This window comes from Exiguobacterium sp. E17S (assembly GCF_057772545.1).
The window spans coordinates 1,278,146-1,298,127 of the sequence record NZ_JBYLRU010000001.1 but is presented as its reverse complement, the minus strand read 5'-3'; the positions used below and the strand labels follow the sequence as shown (position 1 = coordinate 1,298,127).

The 19,982-nt window shown below is 47.1% G+C and carries 17 protein-coding genes and 1 pseudogene; 14 read left to right on the top strand and 4 right to left on the bottom strand.

From position 1 onward, the window contains the following. The first annotated feature begins 15 nt into the window (after positions 1-15). The 4 genes from AC3B4V_RS06740 (at position 16) to AC3B4V_RS06725 (ending at position 5,983) form a co-directional block, all read left to right on the top strand. Entirely contained in the window at positions 16-1,377 is a 1,362-nt protein-coding gene (locus AC3B4V_RS06740; RefSeq protein ID WP_064299518.1) for a replication initiation and membrane attachment family protein, read from the top strand. A gap of 12 nt (positions 1,378-1,389) precedes the next feature. Next, positions 1,390-2,307 carry a primosomal protein DnaI gene (gene dnaI / locus AC3B4V_RS06735; protein WP_023469020.1) on the top strand — a complete coding sequence of 306 codons (918 nt, stop codon included), beginning with the start codon at positions 1,390-1,392 and terminating at the stop codon, positions 2,305-2,307. A gap of 310 nt (positions 2,308-2,617) precedes the next feature. Continuing rightward, positions 2,618-4,558 carry a threonine--tRNA ligase gene (gene thrS / locus AC3B4V_RS06730; RefSeq protein ID WP_029342321.1) on the top strand — a complete coding sequence of 647 codons (1,941 nt, stop codon included), beginning with the start codon at positions 2,618-2,620 and terminating at the stop codon, positions 4,556-4,558. A 219-nt stretch (positions 4,559-4,777) separates the two neighbouring features. Then, entirely contained in the window at positions 4,778-5,983 is a 1,206-nt protein-coding gene (locus AC3B4V_RS06725; RefSeq protein WP_488378015.1) for a glycoside hydrolase family protein, read from the top strand. Positions 5,984-6,030: 47 nt separating this feature from the next. Here AC3B4V_RS06725 and AC3B4V_RS06720 read toward each other — a convergent pair. After that, positions 6,031-7,499, bottom strand: a pseudogene (locus tag AC3B4V_RS06720) (catalase). Positions 7,500-7,932: 433 nt separating this feature from the next. On the opposite strand from AC3B4V_RS06720, the gene infC reads away from it, so the two are divergent. The 8 genes from infC (at position 7,933) to pheT (ending at position 15,279) form a co-directional block, all read left to right on the top strand. Further along, positions 7,933-8,463 carry a translation initiation factor IF-3 gene (gene infC / locus AC3B4V_RS06715; RefSeq protein WP_029342318.1) on the top strand — a complete coding sequence of 177 codons (531 nt, stop codon included), beginning with the start codon at positions 7,933-7,935 and terminating at the stop codon, positions 8,461-8,463. Positions 8,464-8,490: 27 nt separating this feature from the next. Continuing rightward, complete coding sequence (rpmI, locus tag AC3B4V_RS06710; protein WP_023469015.1) at positions 8,491-8,685, top strand: 50S ribosomal protein L35; 195 nt, start codon at positions 8,491-8,493, stop codon at positions 8,683-8,685. A gap of 37 nt (positions 8,686-8,722) precedes the next feature. Further along, positions 8,723-9,082 (top strand): 50S ribosomal protein L20, encoded by a 360-nt coding sequence (gene rplT / locus AC3B4V_RS06705; RefSeq protein ID WP_012371057.1) that lies wholly within the window; start codon positions 8,723-8,725, stop codon positions 9,080-9,082. 118 nt (positions 9,083-9,200) lie between these two features. Then, on the top strand, positions 9,201-9,683 hold the full coding sequence (locus AC3B4V_RS06700; protein ID WP_023469014.1) for a dUTP diphosphatase: 483 nt from the start codon (positions 9,201-9,203) through the stop codon (positions 9,681-9,683). A 12-nt stretch (positions 9,684-9,695) separates the two neighbouring features. Then, positions 9,696-10,778 carry a M42 family metallopeptidase gene (locus AC3B4V_RS06695; protein WP_087681222.1) on the top strand — a complete coding sequence of 361 codons (1,083 nt, stop codon included), beginning with the start codon at positions 9,696-9,698 and terminating at the stop codon, positions 10,776-10,778. After that, positions 10,753-11,538, top strand: coding sequence for a TrmH family RNA methyltransferase (locus AC3B4V_RS06690; RefSeq protein ID WP_488378223.1), 786 nt, complete (start codon positions 10,753-10,755; stop codon positions 11,536-11,538). Before AC3B4V_RS06695 ends, AC3B4V_RS06690 begins: the two co-directional genes overlap by 26 nt. A gap of 309 nt (positions 11,539-11,847) precedes the next feature. Beyond that, positions 11,848-12,870, top strand: coding sequence for a phenylalanine--tRNA ligase subunit alpha (gene pheS / locus AC3B4V_RS06685; RefSeq protein ID WP_035396564.1), 1,023 nt, complete (start codon positions 11,848-11,850; stop codon positions 12,868-12,870). A gap of 12 nt (positions 12,871-12,882) precedes the next feature. Further along, entirely contained in the window at positions 12,883-15,279 is a 2,397-nt protein-coding gene (pheT, locus tag AC3B4V_RS06680) for a phenylalanine--tRNA ligase subunit beta (RefSeq protein WP_488378014.1), read from the top strand. Between the two features lie 64 nt (positions 15,280-15,343). Here pheT and AC3B4V_RS06675 read toward each other — a convergent pair whose 3' ends face one another. Both AC3B4V_RS06675 and AC3B4V_RS06670 read right to left on the bottom strand, forming a co-directional pair. Further along, positions 15,344-16,531, bottom strand: coding sequence for an MFS transporter (locus tag AC3B4V_RS06675; RefSeq protein WP_488378013.1), 1,188 nt, complete (start codon positions 16,529-16,531; stop codon positions 15,344-15,346). Continuing rightward, positions 16,528-16,956, bottom strand: a complete 429-nt coding sequence (locus AC3B4V_RS06670; protein ID WP_023469008.1) for a MarR family winged helix-turn-helix transcriptional regulator — start codon at positions 16,954-16,956, stop codon at positions 16,528-16,530. The genes AC3B4V_RS06675 and AC3B4V_RS06670 overlap by 4 nt, the downstream gene beginning before the upstream one ends. 257 nt (positions 16,957-17,213) lie before the next feature. Between AC3B4V_RS06670 and AC3B4V_RS06665 the strand changes: the two genes are divergently transcribed. Next, complete coding sequence (locus tag AC3B4V_RS06665; protein WP_488378012.1) at positions 17,214-18,680, top strand: UDP-N-acetylmuramoyl-L-alanyl-D-glutamate--2,6-diaminopimelate ligase; 1,467 nt, start codon at positions 17,214-17,216, stop codon at positions 18,678-18,680. Between the two features lie 23 nt (positions 18,681-18,703). On the opposite strand, the gene rnhC is transcribed toward AC3B4V_RS06665, so the two are convergent. Next, on the bottom strand, positions 18,704-19,624 hold the full coding sequence (gene rnhC / locus AC3B4V_RS06660; RefSeq protein WP_488378011.1) for a ribonuclease HIII: 921 nt from the start codon (positions 19,622-19,624) through the stop codon (positions 18,704-18,706). A 120-nt stretch (positions 19,625-19,744) separates the two neighbouring features. Between rnhC and zapA the strand changes: the two genes are divergently transcribed. Then, positions 19,745-19,981 carry a cell division protein ZapA gene (gene zapA, locus AC3B4V_RS06655; protein ID WP_029342308.1) on the top strand — a complete coding sequence of 79 codons (237 nt, stop codon included), beginning with the start codon at positions 19,745-19,747 and terminating at the stop codon, positions 19,979-19,981. Position 19,982: the final 1 nt, after the last annotated feature.

Below are 19,982 nucleotides of genomic sequence, written 5' to 3'. Positions count from 1 at the left end.
GAAAGGACGAGTCAGATGGTAGAACGTGAACTTTCCGGTACCGATCTTTGCTTAGTGATGAGCAATGGTGTCGTCGACCGTGAAGCCTATCAATCTTTATATTATTTGTACCAGCCGATCATTGGTGTCAAAGCACTTGGACTCTATCAAACGTTTTGGAGCGAGATGATTCCGGGAAAGACAAAATCCCAATACATCTCCCATGCAGAACTCGGAACGCTACTCGGTTTTTCCGTCGATGAGTTCAAGGAAGAGTTATTCAAGCTAGAAGGGATCGGGTTGATCCGGACGTTCGAAGCGCGCCAAGCCGCGTATCGCTACATTTATCAAATCCGGGTGCCGCTTGCGCCGAACACTTTCTTAAATGACGGGGTGTTATCGAGTCTGCTATTCTACCGTGTCGGTGAAATCCGGTTCCGCTCACTCCAGCATCGTTTCCGGACAGAACCGCTTCCGAAGAACATCGTTGATCGGACGGTCCGGTTTGATCAAGTGTTCGATGTGAAAGCTGGTCTTGCTTCCGCGCATCAGCCGAAGGCCTATGCGAAACAGGAACGAGCAGTATATGAATTCGATTATTCGTTTGATTTAGAAGAGATGAAACGTCAAACCGATCGCTTTTTGCCACGCTCGTTTTATTCAAAGGCGATCGATCATCTGCTCGTAAAGCTTGCGTACGTCACGCAGTCGAATGAAGCGTTGATGGCGGAACTGTTGAACGCCCGTTTCCGTCACGAAGCATACTTGCCGATGACCGATGCTGAGAAACAAGAACGTTGCAAACAGATGATGCTGTCAGCGAAACAAAAGCTCAGCCGTGAGAAAAAAGCGAAGGTTGCCTCACTCGATACGATCGAGGTCGGAGACGTCGAAGCAACGGAGACGATGGAAAGCACCCATCCGAAGCATTATGTCGCGAAGTTACGAAAAGTCAAAGCGTTGTCTGAACGAGATGAAGAGTTGATCCAGCAATTGATCATCGATTATGAAATGTCATCCGGGATCGTCAATGCCGCCTACTACTATGCGCTCGTCGTCAAAAAAGACAATCGCTTCAGTAAGAACTTCCTCTTATCCATCGTCGATGATTGGAAACAGAAGGGGTACGTGACAGCATCCGAGGCACTGGCGAAGACGCAGGAGCAAGATGATTTGATTGCGAAGAAGCAGGAGCAAAAACAAGAACGCGCGCGTCAGACCGTTGGTGGACGTCGGGGACGGACCAGCAATACGAACGGTGGTCCGAACCCGAAATGGTTGCAAGAAGAGAAGGCGAAACAGCAACAGTATGAGGCCTCTAAAAAAGCGAGTTTCGAAGCGGATGTTCCAGACGATGAAGAGATGGAACGAATCTTACGAGAACTGAAGGGGAACTAAAGGAGTCGAGACATGGAACATATCCAATCATCTATCGAAAAAATATTAAGTCGACCGGACGTCGCAGAATCGGTTCGAGCGATTCAACAACGGGTGTTGTCTCATCCGGGGGTCGTCATGTTCTTACGGACCCATCCGGAGATTGATCAACGGATGATCGAGCGGGGAATGCTCAAGCTGAACGAATACGCGGAACAGATGGACGGGAATCGACTGATTGAAAGTAAAGCCGTCATCGAAGGCTATCAGCCGATCCTGCACGTCGAAAAAGGACAGATCGTCGTCTCGTATGAGAAGTCACAAGCACTCAAAGACCGAGAAGATGAACGTGCACTTGAGAAGAAATTCAAGAGCCTGTTCCTGCCGGATGAAGTGCGTGATGCGAACTTCAGTGATTTCGACTTGTCGACGACGGACCGGAAGCTCGCCTTACGTGCGGCGTCTCAGTTCCTCAATCATCTGCGTTCAAAAGAGCATGTAAAGGGACTGTACCTGCACGGTAGCTTTGGTGTCGGGAAAACGTATCTCTTGGCTGCGATCGGGAATGCACTGAAGAAAGAACGGATTGCAACGATTCTCGTACATGCTCCTGGTTTCGTCGCTGAAGCGAAACGACGGATCCGGTCGGACTCGTTCGATACGTTCCTCGAAGGATTCCAAACGATTCCAGTCTTATTAATTGATGATATCGGTGCAGAATCGATCAGTCCGTGGGTACGGGATGAGTTGTTCGGAATCATTTTGCAATACCGCATGATGCATCGTCTGCCGACATTGTTCAGCTCGAACTTATCGTATGACGAACTCGAGCTTCATTTCGGGATCACGAACGATCAAGGCGATAAGTTAAAGGCCGCACGACTGATGGAACGGATCCGGACGACGACGCAACCGATTGAGTTCCTTGGTGAAAATCGACGTCGCTACTAATTTTCCTTGTCAAGGAAGCGACCGATTCGTTATACTAATGACACGTCAATAGACGATGCAACGATTGAGGATATGAAGTATGAAATGAACCAAACTAGCGAGAGAAGAATGGTGGAAGCTTCTCATGGCATCATTCATGTCTTTACTCCCTCATAGCACGAACGGGGCTAATCCGTTTGCGCCTCACGCCCGTTAACGCGTGTTCGAGCCGAACCAACATTGGTCCGGGAACGAGGGTGGTACCACGAGATTAAGACTCGTCCCTTTTTAGGGATGAGTCTTTTTTATTTAGTTAAAGGGGGAAACAGTCATGTCAAACATCGCACTTACATTTCCAGATGGCGCCGTAAAGGAATTTGCAGTCGGTACGACAGCAGAAGAAGTCGCTGCTTCAATCAGCCCAGGACTTCGTAAAAAAGCATTTGCTGCAAAACTAAACGGGCACGCAATCGATTATCGTCGTCCAATCGAAGAGGATGGCACAATCGAATTGATCATGCCGGATTCAGAAGAAGGGCTCGATTTGATTCGTCACTCTTCAGCTCACTTGATGGCACAAGCCATCAAACGTCTGTATCCGGATGAAACGATTCATCTCGGAATCGGACCGACAATCGAGAATGGTTTCTACTATGACATCGATATGGAACGTCGTCTGACAGAAGAAGACTTACCAGAAATCGAGAAAATGATGAATAAAATCGCCGGTGAGAATTTGCCAATCGAACGGGAAGTCGTCTCGCGTGACGAAGCACTCGCGATTTATAAAGAACTCAATGATCCGTTGAAAGTCGAATTGATCGAATCGATTCCTGCTGATCAGGATTTGACGATTTACCGTCAAGGCGAATTCTTCGATCTCTGCCGTGGACCACACGTTCCAGCGACAGCGAAGCTACAAGTCTTCAAATTGATGAGCATTGCTGGTGCTTACTGGCGTGGCGATTCAAAAAACAAGATGTTACAACGGATTTACGGTACAGCATGGGCGACAAAAGATCAGTTGAAACAACATCTCCACTTCCTTGCTGAAGCGAAAGAGCGGGATCACCGTAAACTCGGGAAGGAACTTGGCTTGTTCTTCACTTCTCAAGAAGTCGGTCAAGGACTCCCGATGTGGTTACCAAAAGGAGCGGCGATCCGTCGGACGGTCGAACGTTATATCGTCGATAAAGAACTCGAACTTGGATATGAGCACGTCTATACACCGGTTCTCGGTTCAGTCGATCTATACAAGACATCGGGTCACTGGGATCACTATCAAGATGACATGTTCCCGAAAATGGAGATGGACAATGAAGAACTCGTTCTTCGTCCGATGAACTGTCCACACCACATGATGGTCTACAAGAACGAACCGCGTTCGTACCGTGATTTACCGCTTCGTGTCGCGGAGCTTGGTGGTATGCACCGTTATGAGATGTCTGGTGCCTTGACTGGTCTTCAGCGCGTTCGTTACATGGTCCTTAACGATGGACATACGTTCGTCCGTCCTGACCAAATGAAAGATGAGTTCAAAGCCATCGTTCACCTCATTCAAGAAGTCTATGCTGACTTCGGAATTACGGATTACAAATTCCGTCTTTCGTACCGTGACCCAGCGGATAAAGAGAAGTACTTCGATAACGATGCGATTTGGGAAATGGCGCAACGTGAGTTGAAAGAAACAATGGATGAGCTCGAACTCGAATACTTCGAAGCAGAAGGCGAAGCTGCCTTCTACGGACCGAAGCTTGACGTGCAAGTTCGGACAGCACTTGGTAAAGATGAGACGCTTTCGACAGTCCAACTCGACTTCCTCTTACCAGAGCGATTCGAATTGACGTACAAAGGAAATGACGGACAAGATCACCGTCCGGTCGTCTTACACCGTGGTGTCGTTTCGACGATGGAACGATTCGTCGCATACTTGATCGAAGAATACAAAGGCGCGTTCCCAACATGGCTCGCACCGGTCCAGGTGAAATTGATTCCGGTTTCTAAAGTGCATGAAGACTATGCCCGTGAAATCAAAGCGATCTTGCTGAAAAAAGGAATTCGTGTCGAAACAGATTTCCGTGACGAGAAACTCGGATACCGGATTCGTGAAGCACAAGTCAATAAAGTACCAGTCATGCTCGTTTTAGGTGACAAAGAAGTCGAATCGCGCGAAGTCAACATTCGTCGCTACGGTTCAAAAGACTCAAGCAACGCATCACTTGAACAATTCGTTGCCGACTTAGAGCAAGAAATCGCGAACCGTTCAAAATAATTATAGTCGCATGAAAGAGTTCGTCCTGCTATTGTAGGGCGGACTTTTTTTGTGATGTGATACTTAAAAGAAGGAAGAAACAAGCCGATGAAAAAGATAGATCATCCAGCTAAATCTATCCAACATAACCGAAAATCATTTTTCCTTTAATTGGATAAATGCTATAATAAACCTTCATTGGATGGAATGTTTTGAAGGATGGGAAGGAAGTTACAAAAAATGAAACAGACGACTCTTGCTGTTCTCATCGCCTCTTCAATTTTAATCGGTATTCATCCGGGAAAAGCGGATGCGGCGACGACTAAAAAGACATACCGGATCACACCAAAAACAGAAGCGATTGACCCGACGATTCGTAAATATACGACCTATAACGCAAAGACGCGCAATCACTATACGATGCGCTCTTATTTGGAACGTCTTGAAAAAGAGGGAGGCGGGACACTCGTCTTGACGAAAGGAACATATCTGTCTCCACTACGTGTCGGTATTCCGTCCAATACGACGGTGATCTTGGAAGATGGCGTCATCATCAAGAAGACGACGGAGACAGGAACGACGAAGATTAGTTCAACAACCAGTGTATTTGATCTTGTTGCTCCATCCGTATTGCGTTTGAACAAAAAGGTCGGAAAGTATGATGGCTCACAAAACGTTAAAATCATCGGAAAAGGGAATGCACAAATCGACTTGAATCGATATACGCGTGGTTCAGCGTTCGCTATTGCCCATAATCAAAACTTGTATATTGGTGGCATCACAGTACGGAATCAAAAGGGTTCACATGCAATGGAACTTGATGCGACGAAAAAGGCAGTCATCGAAAACATGAAATTCGTCGACGCCGTCATGATACCGAATACAGGTCCGAATGAATCGATTAATCTCGATACACCAGACCCAATCACAAAAGGGTTCAACTGGAAGTGGTCGAAACAAGACGGAACTCCGAACGCAGATATCACGATTCGCAATAACCTGTTCCGTAACATCAACGTGGCAATCGGCACACATCAATACACAGAAAATCGATTACACACGAATGTGCGGATCGAAAAAAATACGATTGACGGAACAAAGGATTATGCGATTTCGATGATGAACTGGAAGAATCCGACGGTCCGTTACAATACGATTCGAAACGTGCACCGGGCGGATGGAAAAGCGATGACGATTCTCGGTAGAGGAGTTGTCGGAGGGACGATTCGCTACAATCGATTTGAAGACGCGGATCGAGCGATTCAAATGCAACCGTTCCAAAGCAATGGCTATGCTCCGATCTATAATACGTTTACGGCAGAGCAAAAACGTTACATGCAACAAAATACAGTCAAGCAGGTTGGACTCGATCAAATCGTCTTATTTAAAAAACTCAATGAGTTCACATATAAAACAGCAGAACGATATGATTTCATTCCATACTAAGACACAAGAAAGCACCCAAGACTAGCGTCGAGGGTGCTTGTATCATATTACGAACGCATTTGTTGCAAAAACGGTTCGATATCGACTTGAAGCGCTTCTGATAGTTTCTGACCGAGTGAAGCATCAGCACGGTAGAAGTTGCAGATTGCGAGCAAGACTGTGTTCTCATGGCGAACCTGCTCGAGATCATTGACGAGGTTCTTCAGAAGAGCTGCTTGCTCGTCTTCTGTCAGACGACGGTATACTTCACCGGCTTGACCGAAGTTATTCGTCTTCTCGATTTCGAGACGACCGTGTTTATCATCAAGTAACGGCTGGTTTTCTTCCGTATACTCTGGTGTTTCTTTTGGTTCTTCTTGATAGCGGTTCGGTTCGTAGTTTACCGGACTCGTTTGTTGACCGACTGGCATTGCACCATCACGTTGATAGTTGTTCACTTGTGCGAACGGACAGTTGATCGGAAGTTGTTGGTAGTTCGTTCCGATACGGTAACGTTGCGTATCGGAATAGGAGAACAAGCGACCTTGTAATAACTTATCTTCAGATGGCAACATTCCTGGAATCAAGACACCTGGGTTGAAGCCGACAGATTCCGTTTCAGCGAAATAGTTATCGACGTTTTTGTTCAGTGTCATCGTACCGACGTGTTGGAATGGAATGACATCTTCAAACCAGTCTTTTGTCGCGTCGAGCGGATCGAAATCGAACTGATCGACGTCAGCCGGATCGAGCACCTGTACGAACAGATCCCATTCCGGGTAATCGCCATCTTCAATCGCTTGGAACGTATCGTTTGAAGCATGGTTGAAGTCTTTTCCTTGAATCTCTGTAGCTTCTTCTGCTGAGAGATTATGAATACCAGCTTTCGGTACCCAACGTAGTTTGACATAAACCGTATTGCCATGAGCGTTCACCCATTTGAATGAATGGACGGAAGAACCACGCATTTTACGGTAGCTTGCAGGAATGCCTTCATCCGTAAAGAGATGCATGAGCATGTTCGTCGATTCCGGACGAAGTGTCATGAAGTCCCAGTAACGGTCAGGATCTTGAATATTCGTGCGTGGATCTGGTTTAAGTGAATGGACCATATCCGGGAACTTCATAGCGTCACGAATGAAGAAGACAGGAAGGTTGTTCCCGACGAAATCCCAGTTTCCTTCTTCTGTATAGAACTTGACAGAGAATCCACGTGGATCGCGGAGCGTCTCTGGAGAATGCGTGCCGTGAATAACAGTCGAGAAACGGGCGAAGACAGGAACTTCTGTCCCTTCTTCTTGTAAAAACGCAGCTTTCGTGTACTTTTTCATCGAATTTTTGACAGTGAAGACACCGTGAGCACCGAATCCACGAGCGTGTACAACGCGCTCAGGTACACGTTCCCGGTCAAAATGGGCCATTTTTCAATCAATTGATAGTCTTCTAATAATGTAGGTCCACGACGTCCAGCCGTGCGTGAATTCTGGTTGTCTCCAATTGGTACACCTTGATTGGTCGTTAATCGTTTTTCAGTCATCTGTTATTCTCCCCCTTATGTAAGATTACATTGATTATAAAACAATAATCATTCTAAATAAACAATTTTGCTTGCGAATGTTCTGAATCTTTTTGATATGTTAAGAGTGTACCCATGAAAAACAGGTTAGAAACTTCTTGCTTATCCGTCAAAGGATTGCTATTATAATCAAGTATGTGAGCAACGTTCTGTAAGAACATAGAAAGCGGCTTGACATCACGGGAAAACAAGTGCTATGATAGCAAAGTGAAATGACAACAAAGCAGAAGCATCCCGCTTCTCACCATGTATGACGACTCGTACTGGTTCATCATGAAGATACGCAATGTGTAGCGACTGCTATGCTTTGACGTTCCTTATGAGTGTGGGCGGGAAGAACTGCCGACGCTTTTTTTATAGCGTTTTCTATCATTCATTTTTCGTGCAATGCACGATGGAGGTGCTAACCATTAGCAAAGATCTGTTAATCAATGAAAGCATCCGTGCCCGGGAAGTTCGTCTTATCGGAGCGGATGGTGCTCAACTAGGTGTCCAATCACGCAACGAAGCGCTACGTCTCGCAGAGGAAGCGGAACTTGACCTCGTCATGGTCGCTCCACAAGCGACGCCGCCAGTTTGTAAGATCATGGACTACGGTAAATACCGTTTCGAGATGCAAAAGAAGGACAAAGAAACTCGGAAGAATCAGAAAGTGATTCAGATGAAAGAAGTTCGTCTTAGCCCGACGATCGAGGAGAACGACTTCCAAACGAAATTCCGTAATGCGAAGAAATTCTTGGAGAATGGTAACAAAGTGAAAGCGAGCATTCGTTTCCGCGGTCGTGCCATCACTCACTCGGAAATCGGTAAACGCGTTCTCGAACGCCTCGCAACGGATTTAAGTGAGTTCGGTGTTGTGGAACAGAGACCGAAGATGGAAGGACGCAGCATGTTCCTCGTGCTTGCTCCTAAGAAAGAAGACTAATCGAATCGAAGTAGGAGGGAATCTCTCATGCCTAAAATGAAATCGCACCGCGGTGCTTCTAAACGTTTCAAACGTACTGCTTCTGGCAAATTGAAACGTGGTCGTGCTTACACAAGCCACTTGTTCGGTAACAAATCAACAAAAGCGAAACGTAAATTACGTAAAGCTAGCATGGTATCTACGGGTGACTTCAAACGCATCCGTCACATGATCGCGAAGTAATTTATCCAATCGTATACAGATTTAGGAGGGAATTTATATGCCACGCGTAAAAGGCGGATATACGACTCGTCAACGTCGTAAAAAACAACTCAAATTAGCTAAGGGCTACTACGGCTCGAAACATACACTCTTCAAGGTTGCGAAACAGCAAGTCATGAAATCTCTCATGTACGCTTACCGTGACCGTCGTCAAAAGAAACGTGACTTCCGTCGCCTCTGGATCACTCGGATCAATGCGGCAGCACGTATCAACGGTCTTTCTTACAGCCGCATGATGCATGGTCTTAAATTAGCAGGTATCGACGTTAACCGTAAGATGCTCGCTGACCTCGCAGTTACAGATGCAACTGCATTTGCTTCACTTGCTGACACAGCAAAAGCAAAATTGAACGCTTAAGTTCTACAATTCGTCGGGGAATTTAATTCTCCGACGTTTTTTTCGATTTAATGATAAAATAAGAAGGCACGTCGATGAGACGGTCATATGATTTTTTTAGATAGAAGGAGAATTAAAGATGGATTGGTTGACACTTTTTGAGATGCAAGAACAGTTGGATAAACGGATTCAGTCAGAACATCAATTGACAGGCAATCAATTCGACGAGCGTCTGCTCGCCTTACTGGTCGAACTCGGTGAACTTGCGAACGAGACACGTTGCTTTAAGTTCTGGTCGAAGAAGGGACCATCCGCTCAAGTCACAATTCTTGAGGAATATGTCGATGGCGTCCATTTTCTACTCTCACTAGGTCTAGCACTTGATTACAAGAAAAGTCATTTTACAGAAGGTGACTTCTATTTGACAGCAACAGATGCTTTTTTAGACGTCTATAACAAAACGAACGTCTTTGCGATTTCGCGGACGGAACAAAGTTATGATGTTCTGATTGGTGCATACCTTGCATTAGGTGCTACACTAGGCTTTACACAGGATATGATTTTCAAGGCTTACATTTCTAAAAATGAAGCAAACCATGTGCGACAAGACAACGGTTACTAAGGAGGAAATCAGATGAACGAACAATTACATATGCTAAAACGTCTCACGGACGCAACAGGTGTACCGGGAAACGAAAAAGAAGTCCGGAGCCTCATGCGTGAATATTTAGAACCTCATGCAGAAGCATTCCACCAAGATGGTCTCGGTAGCCTCTTTGCTGAACATAAAGGCGCAGGCGAAGATGCGCCACGTGTATTGATTGCGGGTCACATGGATGAAGTCGGATTCATGGTCACGAAGATTGATGAAAAAGGATTCCTTCGTTTCCAACCACTCGGCGGTTGGTGGGGTCAGGTCCTCTTGGCACAGCGTATGAATATTGTGACGTCATCTGGTGAAGTCATTCCAGGTGTAATTGGTGCAAAACCACCTCATGTTTTACCACCGGAAGCGCGCAATAAGCCGGTCGACATTAAAGAGATGTTCATCGATATCGGTGCTTCATCAAAAGAAGAAGTCGACGGTTGGGGAATTCGTCCGGGTGATACGGTCGTTCCACATTGCGAATTTACTGTGATGAAAAATGAGAACTTCTTGATGGCAAAAGCGTGGGACAACCGGATTGGTTGTGCCATCGCAATCGAAGCAATCAAGCGCTTAAAAGCAGACGGACATCCGAACACGATTTTCGCGGGAGCGACTGTTCAAGAAGAAGTCGGGTTACGTGGGGCTCAAACTGTCGCACACCTACTCAAACCATCAATTGCCTTTGCTGTCGATACAGGTATCCCGGGTGACACGCCAGGAATGACCGATCGTGAAGCATTGTCGAAATTAGGTGAAGGCGTTCAAGTCATCATGTTCGATGCGTCGATGATCGCACATCGTGGATTAATCGATTTCGTGACGAAAGTCGCAACAGAAGAAAATATCAAGTATCAACTGGACTTAACACCAGGTGGCGGAACGGATGCAGCGAAGTTCCACTTATCGAATACAGGGGTTCCATCACTTGCATTGACTGTACCGATCCGTTACCTACACACGAACGTCTCAATCATGCATAAAGCCGATTTCGAAGCAGCCGTCGATTTAGTCGTTGCTGTGACAAAACGTCTGGATGCGGAGACTGTCCAAGCGATCTACGAGGGGTAATAAAATAATGAAGCACATCGCATCAGCAAAGAACGAAATCGTTAAACAATGGAAAAAACTCTTAACGAAAAAAGGACGTCTGCAGACGAACCGTTTCTTGATTGAAGGAGAACATCTGATTGAAGAAGCTGTTCGCGCCGGAATCGTCAAGGAATTGATCGTGCGTGAATCGTACCAAGTACCCGGTTCTTGGAAACGAAATGCCGATGTCTTTACGATCGATGAAGCCGTCATCAAAGTACTGGCTGAAACGGAAACGTCGCAAGGCATCTTCGCTGTCTGTGAGATGAAACAAGCTTCGGCACAATTAGAGCGAGGACGCTATTTGTTGCTCGATCGTCTGCAAGATCCAGGGAACGTCGGGACGATGATTCGGACAGCTGACGCAGCTGGATTCGATGGGGTCGTCGTCGGACCGGGAACAGTTGACGTCTATAACGGAAAAGTCATCCGTGCGACGCAAGGATCGCTGTTCCACCTACCGGTCATCTCCATGCCACTCGAAGAGGCAGTCAATGCCCTGCACGAACAAGGAATTGCGGTAATCGGCACAGCGTTAGAAGGAGCAACGTCTTATCAAGCGATCGCACCGATGGATGCACTCGGTTTAATCATCGGGAACGAAGCACAAGGCGTTGCGCCAGAATTGCTCTCGTACTGTGATGAGCGTGCCTACATCCCGATTCGTGGTAAAGCGGAGTCATTGAATGCGGCAGTAGCGGCTGGCATTTTGCTCTATCATTTTGCAAGCGTGGATTGAAACCGACAAGCGTTCATGCTAAAGTGAACATCAGGAATACATCATGGACGTTGATGGAACAGAGTACGTTAGGGAACGATTCAATCAGGGAGAAGCGGTCGTAGACTGAAAACTGCTTCGTGAATCTGCTAACCGAATTCACTCCGGAGTCGCACGAGAGATCGTGACGGGATGCGCCCGTTATCGCGCAATTGGAGGACTTTTCGATTGAAAAGTCAAACAAGGGTGGTACCACGGTGTTTACATCGTCCCTTCGGCATTTGCCGGAGGGACGTTTTTTTTATATCTTCAACTAAAGGAGTGGGAAAGATGCGCGAGCAATTAGAAGCATTACGCGATGAAGCGTTGACATTAGTCGATCAGGCAACAACACAAAAAGATCTCAATGATGTCCGAGTCAAGTATCTCGGGAAAAAGGGACCAATCACGGAAGTATTACGAGGAATGGGAAAGTTATCAGCGGAAGAACGACCAGTCGTCGGTGAGATCGCAAATACAGTTCGTCAAGCGATCCAAGAGCAATTGGAACAACGTCTGACAGCTGTCAAACAACAAGAAATGGATGCGAAACTGGCAGCGGAAGCAATTGACGTCACGTTACCAGGACGTCCGAAAAAGGTCGGTCATGCGCATCTCTTGCAACAGGTGACGGATGAGATCGAAGACATCTTCGTCGGACTCGGTTATACGATTGCCGAAGGTCCAGAAGTCGAGCAAGATCTTTTCAACTTCGAGATGTTGAATCTGCCGAAGGATCACCCAGCACGTGATATGCAAGACTCGTTCTATATTACGGAAGAAATTTTGATGCGAACGCATACGTCACCGGTCCAAGCACGGACGATGCTCGCTTCTAAAGGTGAACCGATCCGCATTCTCTGCCCAGGTAAAGTCTATCGTCGAGACGAAGATGATGCGACACATTCGCACCAATTCATGCAAGTCGAAGGACTCGTCGTCGGAGAATCGATTTCGATGGCAGACTTAAAAGGAACGCTTGAAGCCTTCGCGAAGCAGATGTTCGGTGAAGCACGTGAAGTCCGCTTACGCCCAAGTTTCTTCCCGTTCACGGAGCCGTCCGTCGAAGTCGACGTCTCGTGCTTCAAATGTGGCGGTAAAGGATGCAACATCTGTAAACAGACGGGATGGATTGAAATTCTGGGTGCTGGAATGGTTCACCCTCACGTTCTCGAAATGGCCGAATATGATAGCACGAAAATGTCAGGTTTCGCATTCGGAATGGGTATCGAACGGATTGCCATGTTGAAATACGGTGTCGATGATATTCGCCACTTCTATACGAATGACGTTCGCTTCAGCGAACAGTTTTAAGGGGGAACGCAGATGTTAGTCTCAAAACAATGGTTGAACGAATATGTGGATGTCAGTCACACATCAGGACAAGATTTGGCTGATTTGATTACAAAGAGCGGAATCGAAGTCGAAGGCGTAGATGTCCGGGATGAAGCGTTGAACAACATCGTCGTCGGACGTGTGTTAACGAAAGAAAAACATCCAGAAGCAGATAAATTGAACGTCACGACAGTCGACATCGGACAAGACGAACCGGTGCAAATCGTATGTGGTGCACCGAACGTCGAAGCCGGACAAGATGTCATCGTCGCACGCGTCGGAGCTCGCCTGCCAGGTATTAAAATCAAACGTGCCAAATTGCGAGGTGTCGTCTCAGAAGGGATGATCTGTTCACTCGAAGAACTCGGATTTGAAAAGAAATATATCCGAGAAGATGAGCAGGACGGGATCCATACGTTCCGTGAACCAGTCACACCAGGACAAGACGTTTTGGAGTTACTCGGTCTACGTGATGAAATCCTCGAACTTGGATTAACGCCGAACCGTTCGGACTGCCTCAGCATGTATGGTGTCGCATACGAAGTGGCGGCGCTTTACGATACGACACCGACTTTCCCGATCGTTGAAGTCAACGAAGCAGAAACTGCGACGGCAGTCGACGTGACGCTTGATTCAGAGGACTGCCCGTTCTACGCGGCACGAGAAATTCAAGGCGTGACGATTCAAGAGTCACCGACTTGGTTAAAAAACCGCTTGATCGCGAACGGCATTCGTCCGATCAACAACGTCGTCGACGTTACGAACTTCGTCTTACTTGAGACAGGTCAACCGCTTCATTCATTTGATGCTGAAAAACTCGGAAAACGGATCGTCGTGCGTCAAGCGCACGCAGGAGAGTCGTTCACGACGCTCGACGAAGTAGAGCGGACGCTCGATTCTTCGATGCTCGTCATCACTGACGGTGAACATCCGGTCGCGCTTGCTGGTGTCATGGGTGGAGCGAATACCGAAGTCGATGAAAACACGACATCGATCATTTTAGAATCAGCTTACTTCGCACCGATTTCCGTTCGGAAGACGAGCCGTGTTCTTGGACTTCGCTCGGACTCGAGTGCTCGTTTCGAAAAGGGAGTTGATCCACGTCGTGTCTTGTTAGCACTCGATCGGGCTGCAACTTTGATTGCTGAACTCTCGGGTGGAACGGTTCAGGCTGGTGTCGCTCAAGCTGGAACGCTCGAGCTTGACGATCACTTGATTGAAGCGAGTGTCTCGTACATTAATCACCGTCTTGGTATGGAGATTGAAGGAACGGTCATGCAAACGTTACTCGAACGTCTTGGTCTCGGTGTTGAATTATCGGGTGATGCCTTGACAGTCAGCGTACCGACTCGCCGTCAAGACTTGAAAATTCCAGCTGATTTAGCGGAAGAAGTCGCTCGTCTCTATGGATATGATGCACTGACTTCAAGCTTACCGTCTGAAGCGAGCCGTGGTTTCTTACCAAAACGGAACATTCACCGTCGTCATTTACGCCGGACATTGCAGGGAGCAGGTCTTTCGCAAGCCATCACGTATTCATTGACGAGCGAACAACGCGCGATGCAATTCAATGAACGAGAAGATTTGCATCCGGTCAAACTGGCGATGCCAATCAGTGAAGCCCGTTCGACACTGCGGACGTCACTCATTCCGGGACTCCTTGAAGTCGCGCAGCATAACGTCGCACGACAGCATGCCGATGTCGCGTTTTATGAACTCGGCAGTGTTTATCTGCAACGGGATGCGTCACTTGAGACACTCCCGATTGAACAAGAAATGATCGGTGGCGTCGCAGTCGGTGTGTCAGAACAACACCGTGCGCACGGAACGCTCGTCAAAACAGATTTCTTCGTCATGAAAGGAATCGTCGAGACACTCGCTTCTGCAGTCGGTATCACGTTGACGTTCGAGGCAGCGAGCATTCCATCGATGCACCCAGGACGGACGGCGCGCATTTTGCTTGACGGAGAAGCGATCGGATTCGTCGGTCAAGTGCATCCTGGTCTGTCAAAAGAACAGTATGGTCTAAAAGAAGTGTACGTCTTTGAATTAGAGGCGATGGCACTACGTTCGAAAGAAGAGCAGGTCTACTCGGAAATTTCACGTTTCCCATCGATGACACGCGACTTAGCTATCGTCGTCGAGCGATCAGTGACGGCGCAATCCATCGTCGATGTCATGACGGAAGCAGCCGGTCCACTTCTTCAGACGATCGAATTGTTCGATGTCTACACGGGTGAGAACGTCGGAGAGAATGAAAAATCATTCGCTTTCTCCCTCCGTTATCAAAACAAAGAACGGACGTTAGTCGATGAAGAAATCACGACAGCGCAACAGCGAGTCGTAGATGCAGTGAAAGAAACGTTCAATGCGGAACTTCGCGCATAATCAGGATAAACAAACAGCCGCTTTCCTTTCAGAGGAAGGCGGCTGTTTTCGTTTGACGACAGATTCAAGAAGCAAGTTCTTCTGTTTCAGATGACGCAGCTTGTCGTTTCGTAAAGGTGAAATACAGTAGACCACTTACGAGAACGATCAGACTACAGGACAAGAACATATTGGAATAGCCGATACCGCTTGCGACCGTAGCAAGAATCAAGGCACCGATTCCAAAACCTGTGTCGTAAGCAAGGAAAAAGGTCGAGATGGCTTTCCCTTTCTGTGCGGGAGGTGCGAAGTTCAAAAGGACAGTTTGAAGTCCCGGGAAGATGGAAGCAGAACCGATACCAATGATGATGGCAGCAGTCAATAAACCAGCAAACGAAGGATACATGCCGAGAATGACAAAGCCAATCATATAAAGGGCATACGAGGGCAACAGCACGAATGTAGCACCTCGCTGATCAAACAATTTTCCGGCAATTGGTCGAATCCCGACCATTCCGAGAGCGACTAACGCATAAAAATAAGAAGCATATGCGATATGTCCAATCGAATCCGTATACAATGAGATGAACGCTGATGTACTAGAAATCGCAACGCCTGCCAAAAGAGTCGCCACCAACAAAAGCGGACGCGATAAGAAGAGGGATTGGCTTAGACGAAACGCGGACGTGCTTGGAACATGTTGACTCGTCAGCGGTAGACGCATCATTAACAACAAGGCGATGACTGCTAGGGCAGCAACTGTCACGAAGTACAGGACGAATGCTTTTTCTTGAATAAAGGCAAGACCGATGACAGGACCAAGGACGGATGCCAAGTTCATCGACAGGACGAAATATCCCATCCCTTCGCCTTGACGTGTCTTTGGAATCAATGTCGTGACGGCGAGGCTGATCGAAGAAGATAACATCCCGAAACTAAATCCGTGGATGATACGGATGATGATTAGATAGAAAAATGATTCCAAAGGTAGGACGAGCATGTAGCAGATACTCATGACTGTAAAGAGACTTGCAGAGATCATCAAGACGCGCTTTAAGTCGTAACGATCTAACCAGTGACCAATCAATGGACGAGAACAGACGGTTGCCAGGATGAAACTCGTCACGATCCACCCGAGTGCTGAAGCGGAGACTGGAAACTGTTTAGCAGCGAGTAAAGGAAGTGAGGCATTGAGTAGATAAAACGTGATGAAGAGCAATAGGTTAATGATCAGCGTCATGACGTAATGACGCGAGAATAACCGAGCGGTCATGAAGATTCCTCCTGTCGATGTAGAGTAAGTAGGTGCGTCATCCATTCACCAAGCTGTTGCTGATCGGTAAGGGAGAAGGAGGCGAGTAAGCGTTGGTGGGTCTCTTGGACCGCAGCATCGATTTGGTCGAACCGTTCAATGGCTAAAGGTGTCAACGAGACAAAGTGTGTTCGTCCTTCTTTTATCCGAGTGATGAAACCAAGCGTCTCAAGACGTGAGACGGTTTTCGTCACAGCTGGTTTTTCAATGATTAGATAATCGGCCAGTTGGACTTGTGAAACAGGTTGTAGTAATGCGACTGCTTTTATTAGTGCCCATTGACCCGTATGTAACGAGTAGGGAAGCAAGGTAGCATCAATCTCTCGTTTAACGAGACGTGAGACTTTTGATAGTTGTCCGAGTACATCTTCTTGTGTGTAGAGCATCCTATTTCTCCTTTTAGTTAACTAGTTAACTTTAAGAGTGTATCAAAGCTGATTAAGAGGTGCAAGGGAAGAAACGCTCATTTCATGCATTGAAGAGAATAATTTTCTAGCATGATAAAAGATTAAGCAGGTCTTAAAACGGGTATGTTCCGTAAAAGAGTATTTGATTTACTTGAAACAATGGATACGACTGTTTATGTGATTGGTTGACTAATTCATCTTGACATAGAGAAGAGACAAGAAGGGAAGAGTACATCATGAATCGACTAGCGAAGCTTCTGAATGAACTATTACCACTCACTATAAAGGAAGCAATCAATCCACTCATTACGAATATCGCAACCGATTCGCGACAAATCACACCTGGCGGATTATTCATCTGTATCAACGGCTACACGGTTGATGGTCACGATTATATCAATCAGGCAATCAAAAACGGGGCTGTGGCGATTTTAGCTGAACGATCGTTTCCGGCTTGCCCGGTACCCGTCATTACCGTGCCGGATACGAAACGACTTGCAGGTCAAGTCGCGAATCGCTTTTACGATCAACCGAGTCAAAAGATGCGTGTCTACGGTGTAACCGGAACGAACGGAAAAACGACGACGACGAAATTGGCGTATGATCTCTTTCGAGCAACAGGTGTGAAAGCCGGCATGATCAGCACGGTCGGTGCACGAATTGATGAGGAACTCATTGAGACGCCGAATACAACGCCTGAAGCCATCATCTTACATCGACTGTTGTATGAAATGGTTGAAAAAGGCGTGACGGATTGCATCATTGAAGTGTCTTCTCATGCATTAGCTGAAGGTCGAGTCGAGGGAGTCTCCTTCCACTCGGCAGCATTTACGAACCTGACGCATGATCATCTGGATTACCATCATTCAATGGAGGATTACGCCAAGACGAAAGCGTTGTTGTTTCAACAAGTCGCCGCGTCAAATGGTCGGACCATCGTCTTGAATCGAGAAGATGGTTGGAGTCGCGTCATGCGAGAAGCTGCGCCTTTACAACCTGTCATCTGGTATACGACGCAACCACACCGGACGTCGCAAATCGCGGTCGAATGGTTGACAGACACCGTCAATGTGCGGATCGACGAGACGACGACGCGTGTGCCGACAGCTTTACTAGGTGAATTCAATGCAGCGAATTTAGCGGCGGCGATGGGATTGTTGCGGGCAGGCGATGCTAATCTCTATACGTTGATTCGTCACATTCCAGAACTGGAATTGCCGAAAGGGCGACTCGAACGACTGGACTGGGCACCTTGTGAGGTTTATATCGATTATGCCCATACACCGGATGGTCTAGAAAAATGTTTACAGGCACTCACTTCTTCCGGAGAGTCGCTATCGGTCGTTTTAAGCGCAGCTGGAGAGCGTGATCGAACGAAACGAGCGGAGATGGGGCGAATCGCAAGCAAATATTGTGAACACATCATCGCAACGGTCCATGATGCGAGGACAGAGAATCCGGATCGAATCATCGAAGAACTAATCATCGATATTCCACGTGAACACTTAGTAGGGTGCCATACATCCCGTCACGAAGCGCTCGTACAAGCAGCGCATCTGGCGCACAAAGGAAAACGCATCGTCATCGTCGGGAAAGGTCATGATGAGGTAGAACGAATCGGTACAAAAACGATTCCTTTTAATGAAAAACACATACTTCTTGCGGAATTAGAACGACTGTCTGAAGGGGAGTCCGTCATTTAAAAAAACCGACCATTCCGTTAAGGTCATGGTCGGTTTCGTTTCGCAGCTAGTTGTTGTGCCTTTTTCGTATTCGCAAAATGGGCTTTCGTCCAGTCACGAAGTTTGTCAGCTCCATAACGTAAAATCAGTGAGGCAGCGACTTGATCGACCTTGGCACCAGCACCTTTCGGAATGATGACACCTGTTGTTTCACTCAAGTTGTCCATCTCCTTCAAAAAGATGGCGCGAGCAATGATCGAGGAGGCAGCGACGGCGACATGAAGTTGCTCCGCCTTGGTCGAGAAGTAGACATTTTCTCGAACGGGATTGACGACACCAGACAAGTGTTTGTAGTAAACGGTCTTTTCAGCGAACTGATCAATCAAGATCGCTTCTGGTTTCGTCTCCAGTTGTTCAAGAAGTCGCTCGAGTACATCATTATGCATCAAGGCAGTCATCTTTCCTTGTGTCATCGTTCGTTGCATCTGATTGTATTCTGGATTGTGTAGGATACGATATGTGTACGGAATGACAGCATGGAGATCACGGGCGATCTTTCGAATCTCCGTGTCATTCAAGTGCTTGGAGTCCCGAACACCGAGTTCCTGAAGAAGTGCAATCTGCTTTCGATCAACGAAGGAAGCGACGACGACGAGTGGACCGAAGAAATCGCCTTTTCCAACTTCGTCACTGCCAGCGACGGACCATTCTGCAAAACCATTTGGTAACGTTGAAACAAGTGGTTCCTTCGATTTAGTCGGTGTAGCCGTGCCGAACCGTGAAGCGATGGTTTCAGCTTCCGTTCCTTGAAACATCACTTTTCCAGAATTGTAAATCGTGATGACACATCCGGGTACTTTAGCGGCGAAGCGGGCATACGGTGGACTCTTCGTCTGTCCTTGTTTAAACTCTTGTATGACGAGGTCTTGCTTTTCTTTAGATAAGCGTAAAACGGTAGTTCCCACGAGATAACCTCCCTTTCCGGGATTAAGCATACCATCCTTAAGACCGATGGGGGACTTCTTTTCCTAAAACGAAAATGATGGTACTATATGAAAGAAGCAAAGTATGAGGAGGACAGAAAAATGGCTGATTCAGAAGGGTTGAACCGGACGACGATTCATATCGCAGGCAATGATTATACGATTGTCGGAACGGAGTCGCCAGAACACGTACGCGAAGTGGGTCTCCTCGTGGATACGAAAATTCGAGAAATCCGAGAACAAGCACCACAACTCGACGTTCGTCAAATCGCCGTCCTAGCGGCGCTTAATATTGGTAGTGATTACGTAAAAATAAAAAAGAATTTGGGTGAACTATAAA